This window comes from Nitrospinota bacterium (assembly GCA_035528715.1).
Taxonomy (GTDB): domain Bacteria; phylum JADFOP01; class JADFOP01; order DATKYB01; family DATKYB01; genus DATKYB01.
This window is the reverse complement of sequence record DATKYB010000010.1, coordinates 1-7071: the sequence shown is the minus strand read 5'-3', so window position 1 is coordinate 7071 and position 7071 is coordinate 1. Positions and strand designations below refer to the sequence as shown.

The 7071-nt window shown below is 33.9% G+C and carries 7 protein-coding genes and 1 tRNA gene; all 8 read left to right on the top strand.

The features are described 5' to 3' along the window. Positions 1 to 116: 116 nt before the first annotated feature. Positions 117 to 335, top strand: a complete 219-nt coding sequence (locus VMW81_00535) for a DUF2007 domain-containing protein (protein HUU49432.1) — start codon at positions 117 to 119, stop codon at positions 333 to 335. 122 nt (positions 336 to 457) lie between these two features. Continuing rightward, positions 458 to 616: a hypothetical protein gene (locus VMW81_00530; GenBank protein ID HUU49431.1), complete on the top strand. Its 159-nt coding sequence runs from the start codon at positions 458 to 460 to the stop codon at positions 614 to 616. Positions 617 to 669: 53 nt separating this feature from the next. Next, positions 670 to 746: transfer RNA gene (locus VMW81_00525), tRNA-Met, on the top strand. Between the two features lie 171 nt (positions 747 to 917). Continuing rightward, positions 918 to 2279 (top strand): tRNA lysidine(34) synthetase TilS, encoded by a 1362-nt coding sequence (gene tilS, locus VMW81_00520; protein ID HUU49430.1) that lies wholly within the window; start codon positions 918 to 920, stop codon positions 2277 to 2279. Positions 2280 to 2374: 95 nt separating this feature from the next. Beyond that, on the top strand, positions 2375 to 4294 hold the full coding sequence (gene ftsH / locus VMW81_00515; GenBank protein ID HUU49429.1) for an ATP-dependent zinc metalloprotease FtsH: 1920 nt from the start codon (positions 2375 to 2377) through the stop codon (positions 4292 to 4294). Between the two features lie 67 nt (positions 4295 to 4361). Next, positions 4362 to 5144, top strand: a complete 783-nt coding sequence (folP, locus tag VMW81_00510; GenBank protein ID HUU49428.1) for a dihydropteroate synthase — start codon at positions 4362 to 4364, stop codon at positions 5142 to 5144. Positions 5145 to 5218: 74 nt separating this feature from the next. Beyond that, positions 5219 to 6565, top strand: coding sequence for a phosphoglucosamine mutase (gene glmM / locus VMW81_00505; protein ID HUU49427.1), 1347 nt, complete (start codon positions 5219 to 5221; stop codon positions 6563 to 6565). Between the two features lie 12 nt (positions 6566 to 6577). Further along, positions 6578 to 7071, top strand: a 494-nt coding sequence (locus VMW81_00500; GenBank protein HUU49426.1) for a pyridoxine 5'-phosphate synthase, incomplete at its 3' end; no start/stop codon positions are given.

Sequence of the window (7071 nt, the reverse complement as noted above, 5' to 3'; positions counted from 1 at the left end):
AAAGAATTCAATCGATATTTTAGAAAAGGCTTGTTTATTATTGATTTTAGGGAGATTGACATCAATTCAAGAATCATGTATCATTTAAAAAGTTTAGTATAAAAAGGAAGAGATTTTTGAAAGAAGAATGGGTAAAGATATATTCAGTTTATAATGAGTCAGAAGCTCATATAATAAAAGGTATTTTAGAAGGGGAAGGGATAATTTGCAGGATTAAATCTATGAGAGTTTCACAATTCCCAGTAACCCTTAACGGGCTTGGAGAAATAAAGATTTATGTTTTGAAGGATGAGGCTAAAAAAAGTAGAGAGATACTGGAATCTTATAAAAAGTAAGTATAAAAATTCAATTTTAATACTTACTTAAATTGTTTGTATTGAGATAATGATTATGATATATATTTGTAATTTCAACAAGTCGACAACAAAGAAATAAGGTTTATAGGGAGGATTAATTTATGGAATTAAGAAATTTGGAAAGAGCTGCTCATATTGTATTGGGAAGTTTTTCTTTGTATTTTGGTGTTACAAGTAATAATGTAAATTATGAAATCCTTTTCTTTCTTTTGTCAGCTATGTTTTTCTTAGCGGTATTCAGGCCAAGCACTCTTCCATAATATTTTTAAACTTAAGAAAAGAATGAGCCTGATCAGGCTTTTAATAGATGTTTGGCGGTGTAGCTCAGGTGGTCAGAGCATGCGGCTCATATCCGCAGTGTCCGGGGTTCGAATCCCTGCACCGCCACCATAACGAATGATTCTTTATTTAATAAAGTGAAGGCCTAGCTTAATTAAATTTCCTAATTTTATTAATTAAAACTATCTATAACCTGTTCCTACCTTAACTTTAAAAAACTTCTATCTTTTTGAATATAAAATGTTTCTAGAAAAAGTAAGAAGAACTCTTAAAAAATATAACATGTTGAATTTTAAAGATAGGGTTTTTGTAGGAGTATCAGGTGGTCCAGATTCTGTTGCTCTTCTTCATACCCTTTATAGGTTAAGAGAGGAGTTTGGAATTGTGATTTGTGTAGGACATTTCAATCATATGTTTCATCAAGAATTTTCTAAAAATGCTAAGGAATTTGTTAAAAGTTTAGCAGAAGAACTCGGCTTGCCTTATATATTGAGAGAAGTTGATGTTCCTGAATATATGAAAAGAAAAAGGCTATCGCCTGAAGAGGCTGCAAGAGAGTTAAGATATGACTTTTTTAATGAAGAAGCTAAAAGATGTAATGCAAACAAGATAGCTACTGGACATACAGCAGATGACCAAGCAGAAACTGTATTGTTTCGAATAATAAAAGGTTCCGGGAGTAGAGGAATTAGAGGAATTCCTCCTGTTCGGGATAATAAATTTATTAGACCTCTAATAGATTTAAACAGAAAAGATATAGAAGATTTTTTAAAAAGAAATAATATTAAATATTTACTTGATCCCTCTAATATTGAGCCAATCTATCTAAGAAACAAGATCCGTTTAGAACTCATACCTATCTTAAAAAAAGAATATAATCCAAATATTATAGAAGCACTCAATAATCTCAGTTATATTTTAGCGGTTGAAGATGATTTCATAGAAGGGATATTAGAAGATATTTCGAATGAGATATTGTGTATAAAGGAAAACAATAGAATAGAAATAGATATCAGTTCATTCTCTAAACATCCCTTAGTTATTCAGAGAGGTTTAATTAGGAGAGGAATAGAACTTTTGAATAAAGAGATAAAAGGAGTTTCCTTTAAACATATTTCTGATATTTTGCAACTTCTTGATAAAAATGTTTCAGGCAAGTCTTTAAACCTTCCTAAAGGACTAGTTGTGCGCAAGGAATATAATAAGCTTATTTTTACTAAGAATGAGAAAGATAATTTTGAATGTGTTAATTATAATTATAATGTTAAGGTGCCTGGAGAGATCAGTATTCAGATTGGAAAATTTTCCTACCGCTTTATTTTCGTAGTTAAAGAGATTGAAAAAGTAAGCATAGATTTTGAAAATAAGAATATTGCTTTTTTAGATTTTGACAAAACAGGAGAGGTATTTGTTATAAGAAATAGGAGACCTGGTGATAAATTTCATCCTTTAGGCATGAAGGGTAAAAAAAACTTAAAAGAATATTTTATTGACGAGAAGATACCAAAGAGGGAAAGAGACACTCTACCTTTGATAGCCAAGAATAGTAATATCCTGTGGGTAACTGGAAAGAGAATAAGTGAGGATGTAAAACTGACTGAGAGGTCAGAAAAAGCTCTAATGATTGAGGTTTGTATAACTTAGGGCATTATATTGCAAGATTTTTTTATTGTAATTACATTATAGTTATAGTAAAAATATTAATAAGAAATAAGAAATTTAACTTTTGGGGGTTATCGTTGAATCAGTTTTATAAAAATTTGGCTTTATGGCTAGTAATAGGGCTCATAATGTTTGCCCTGTTTAGTATCTTTAGTAAACCTCAGTCTTCTTCTAAAGAGATTATTTTTAGTGAATTTATGAATTTTATTGAGAGCGGTCAGATTGTTGAGGTAAATATTCAGGGCGATAATATTACCGGTAGGTTTAATGACGGCAAACCTTTTAAAACATTTGCCCCTAAAGATCCTGAAATGATTAAAATACTCAGAGAGAAGGGGATTAAAATAAAGGTAAAACCTCCAGAACAAGCCTCTTGGTATACAAATGTACTCCTTTCTTGGCTACCTATGATCGTTCTTATAGGAGTATGGATCTTTTTTATGCGACAGATGCAGTCAGGGGGAAGTAAAGCCCTTTCTTTTGGAAAAAGTAAAGCGAGATTGCTTTCTGATCAAAAAAAGAAAGCAACCTTTAAGGATGTTGCTGGTATTGATGAGGCAAAAGAAGAGCTTGAGGAAATAATAGAGTTTTTAAAGGATCCTCAGAAATTCCAAAAATTAGGGGGAAGAATTCCAAAGGGTGTCCTCCTTATGGGGCCTCCTGGTTCGGGAAAGACTTTGCTGGCCAGGGCTATTGCTGGAGAGGCAGATGTTCCCTTTTTTAGTATCAGTGGGTCTGATTTTGTGGAGATGTTCGTCGGCGTGGGAGCCTCTCGAGTTAGAGACCTATTTGAACAAGGAAAGAAGCAAGCACCCTGTATTATTTTTATCGATGAGATAGATGCTGTTGGTAGACATAGAGGAGCAGGACTAGGTGGAGGTCATGATGAGAGAGAGCAGACTTTGAATCAGCTATTGGTTGAAATGGATGGTTTTGAATCTAATGAAGGAGTAATTCTTATTGCAGCTACAAATAGGCCTGATGTTTTGGATCCGGCCTTATTGCGACCGGGACGTTTTGACAGACAAGTAGTAGTCCCAAGTCCAGATATAAAAGGCAGGACAGGTATTTTAAAGGTTCATACAAAAAACATTCCCCTTGCCGATGATGTTGATATTGAAGTTTTATCAAGGGGTACCCCTGGTTTTTCTGGAGCCGATTTGGCTAATCTTGCTAATGAAGCAGCCCTTCTTGCTGCAAGACAAAATAAGAAAAAGGTAACAATGGATGACTTCGAAATTTCGAAAGATAAAGTAATGATGGGCACTGAAAGAAGGAGTATGATTATTAGCGATGAAGAAAAGAGAAATACCGCATACCACGAATCTGGTCATGCTTTAGTAGCAAGATTAATACCAGGAACTGACCCGGTTCATAAAGTAACAATTATTCCAAGAGGAAGATCCTTGGGTCTTACACAACAGTTGCCAATAGATGAAAAGCATAACTATCCTAAGGAATATCTTTTAAACAGTCTTACCATTCTTATGGGAGGTCGAGCTGCTGAAGAGTTGGTATTAAACCATACGACGACAGGAGCGGGTAATGATATTGAAAGAGCAACTGACCTTGCTAGAAAAATGGTTTGTGAATGGGGTATGAGTGATAAGATGGGTCCATTGGCCTTTGGGAAAAAAGAAGAACAGCCTTTTTTAGGCAAAGAATTAGTTACCCATAAAAATTACAGTGAGGAGACAGCAATAGAAATAGATAGAGAAGTTAAAGAGATGGTTTTAAAGAGTTTTAATAGAGCAAAAACCCTTTTAAACGGAAATACGGATAAATTACATGCACTAGCTAATGCACTATTGGAAAATGAGGTCTTGGATGGTTCTGAGATTGATAAAATAGTCTTTGATGGTAAGCCGGATAAAAAAGAAAAGGGTAAAAAGAAGTTAGAAGAGAAGGAAGAAACTAAAAAGAAACAGAAAAAAACAGAGAATATAGATAAAGAAGTGACTAGAAAGATTAGTACTCAAAGATTCAGCAGTGATTAATAGTCCAGATTTTTTCAAATTAAAATGCAGAAGGTTTTCTCTTGAATTAGGTCCCAAAACTCTTATTATGGGAATCTTGAACGTTACTCCCGACTCATTTTATGATGGGGGTTTTCATAATAAGTTAGATAACGCAATCGCCCAAGCTGAGAAGATGGCTGAAGAAGGGGCCGATATTATTGATGTAGGAGGGGAATCTACCAGGCCTGGCTCTGAAACAATCACAGTTGAAGAAGAACTGAATAGAATATTACCCGTTGTCAAGAATTTAGTTAAGACTCTTAATATCCCTATATCAGTTGATACTTATAAAGATGAAGTTGCAAGACAGGCTTTAGAAGAAGGTGCTGATATAATCAATGATATTAGTGGTTTTAAATTCGATGATAAAATTATTAAAGTCATTTCCAAGTACGATGATGTTCCTGTCGTAGTCATGCACACCTATGACAGGCCAAAAACTATGCAAAACAATCCAATTTATCTCTCCCTTATAGAAGATATCAAAGACTCTCTAGAAAAAAGCATAAAATTGGGTGTTGAGGGAGGAATCAAAAGAGATAGATTTATCATAGACCCTGGTATAGGTTTTGGAAAAACAGTCAATGATAATATCATAATATTGAAAAGACTTTCAGAATTTAAAACATTGAAACGACCAATCCTTTTAGGAACTTCTAGAAAGAGTTTCATTCAAAAAATTTTAGATTTGACCGTTGATGAGTCTTTAGAAGGAACATTAGCTACAGTAGTAGTCAGCATTCTTAATGGGGCAAATATTATTAGGGTACACGACGTCAAAGAAGCTAAAAGAGTTACTCAGATAGCTGATGCAATTAAAAATGCATAAAGTGAAGATACAATCGTTAGAAATCTTTAAGTCTAAATTTCTTTAAAAGAAGAATGTTTTAGAAGGGAGAATGAATGAGAAGATATTTTGGGACAGACGGAGTAAGAGGAAGAGCCAACCTTGAACCTCTATCCCCTGAAACAGTATTTAAAATAGGTAGAGCTGCAGCATATATAATGTTACAAAACAATAAAGAGGTGAAGATAATCCTTGGGAAGGATACTAGGTTGTCTGCTGATATGCTCGAAGCAGCCTTTTCTGCTGGAATTTGTTCTTCTGGAGGTAATGTGTTAAACGTTGGAGTGATGCCTACCCCAGGAATAGCCTATCTTACAAAGGCTCTAAGTGCTGATATGGGAGTAATTATTTCAGCTTCGCATAATCCCTATGAAGATAATGGGATAAAAATCTTTTCTAACAATGGTTTAAAACTTCCTGACGAAAAAGAGAAGGAGATAGAAAAATTATTAAATGGAGATATAGATAACCATAGACCTACTGGAAAAGGAATTGGTAGAATAATAAACGCTACTGGATTCGAGGATCAATATTTATCGTTTGTAAAAGGATCCTTAGATGGATATATAAATCTGAGTAAAGTGAAAATAGTTGTTGATTGTGCCAATGGTGCCACTTCTTATATAGTTCCTAAATTGTTGAGGGATTTAGGCGCAGATGTTATTTATTATAATATTGAACCTGATGGAAAAAATATTAATATGAAATGTGGTTCCCTCTATCCTGAATTTATTAGAGAAAAGCTGCTTGAGAATAATGCAGATTTGGGTCTCACATTTGATGGAGATGGTGACAGATTAATTACTGTGGATGAGAAAGGAGAGGTAAGAGACGGGGATTTTATCATGGCGATATGTGCAAAATATTTAATAGAGGAAAACAAACTACCTAACAGAAAGATTGTGACTACTGTTATGAGTAATCTTGGTTTTGATAGAGCTATTGAAACAATGGGTGGTGAGCTAACCAAGACTCAAATTGGAGATAGATATGTCATTGAAGAAATGTTGAAAACAGGTGCTTATCTCGGAGGAGAGCAGTCAGGACATATTATATTTTTAAACCATCATACAACTGGAGATGGAGTAATAACAGCTTTACAATTACTTAATATAATATATAGAACAAAGAAGTCTTTATCTCAGTTATCCAAATGCTTAAAGAAATATCCACAAATTTTAGTTAACATACCAATAAATGAGAGGAGAAATCCTAATGAAATTCCTGAGATAAAAAAGGTTATTTCAGAAGCAGAGAAGAAGCTTGGAAATTCTGGAAGGGTATTAGTAAGACTTTCTGGCACAGAGCAATTGATCAGAGTTATGTTGGAAGGAAGGGATAAAAAGAAAATAGATAGAATAGGGAAAGAAATAGCTAAAGTTGTTAAAAAAAATTTTAAATAAGTTCGAATTCAAATGCCAAAATTATTTGTAAACGTCGATCACATAGCAACACTAAGAGAGGCAAGAAAAACTGTTGAGCCTGATCCCATTCATGCTGCCGTTTTAGCGGAAAATGCTGGAGCTGAAGGAATTACTGCCCATCTTAGAGAAGACAGAAGACATATTCAAGATAAAGATCTTTATCTTCTAAGAAAAACCATTAAAACAAAGCTTAATTTAGAAATGGCAGCAACCCAAGAGATAATTAATATTGCAAAAGATATAAAACCTGATTTTGTAACATTTGTCCCTGAAAAAAGGCAGGAGATTACTACAGAAAGCGGATTAAAAGTTTCTCAAAACACGGATAAACTAGAGAGGTCAATGAGTATTTTGCAAAAAGAAGGAATAGGAGTAAGCCTTTTTGTTGATCCAAATATTGATGAAATTCAAACTTGTTATAAATTAGGTACCGATTCAGTAGAAATTAATACAGGGAGATATTCTGAAGCTGAGGAACCAGATGA

What these genes read in the sequence shown, in the direction of transcription:
- VMW81_00530 (HUU49431.1), top strand. Translation starts at nt 458, where the DNA reads ATGGAATTAAGAAATTTGGAAAGAGCTGCTCATATTGTATTGGGAAGT.
- tilS (HUU49430.1), top strand. Translation starts at nt 918, where the DNA reads ATGTTGAATTTTAAAGATAGGGTTTTTGTAGGAGTATCAGGTGGTCCA.
- folP (HUU49428.1), top strand. Translation starts at nt 4,362, where the DNA reads ATGGGAATCTTGAACGTTACTCCCGACTCATTTTATGATGGGGGTTTT.
- glmM (HUU49427.1), top strand. Translation starts at nt 5,219, where the DNA reads ATGAGAAGATATTTTGGGACAGACGGAGTAAGAGGAAGAGCCAACCTT.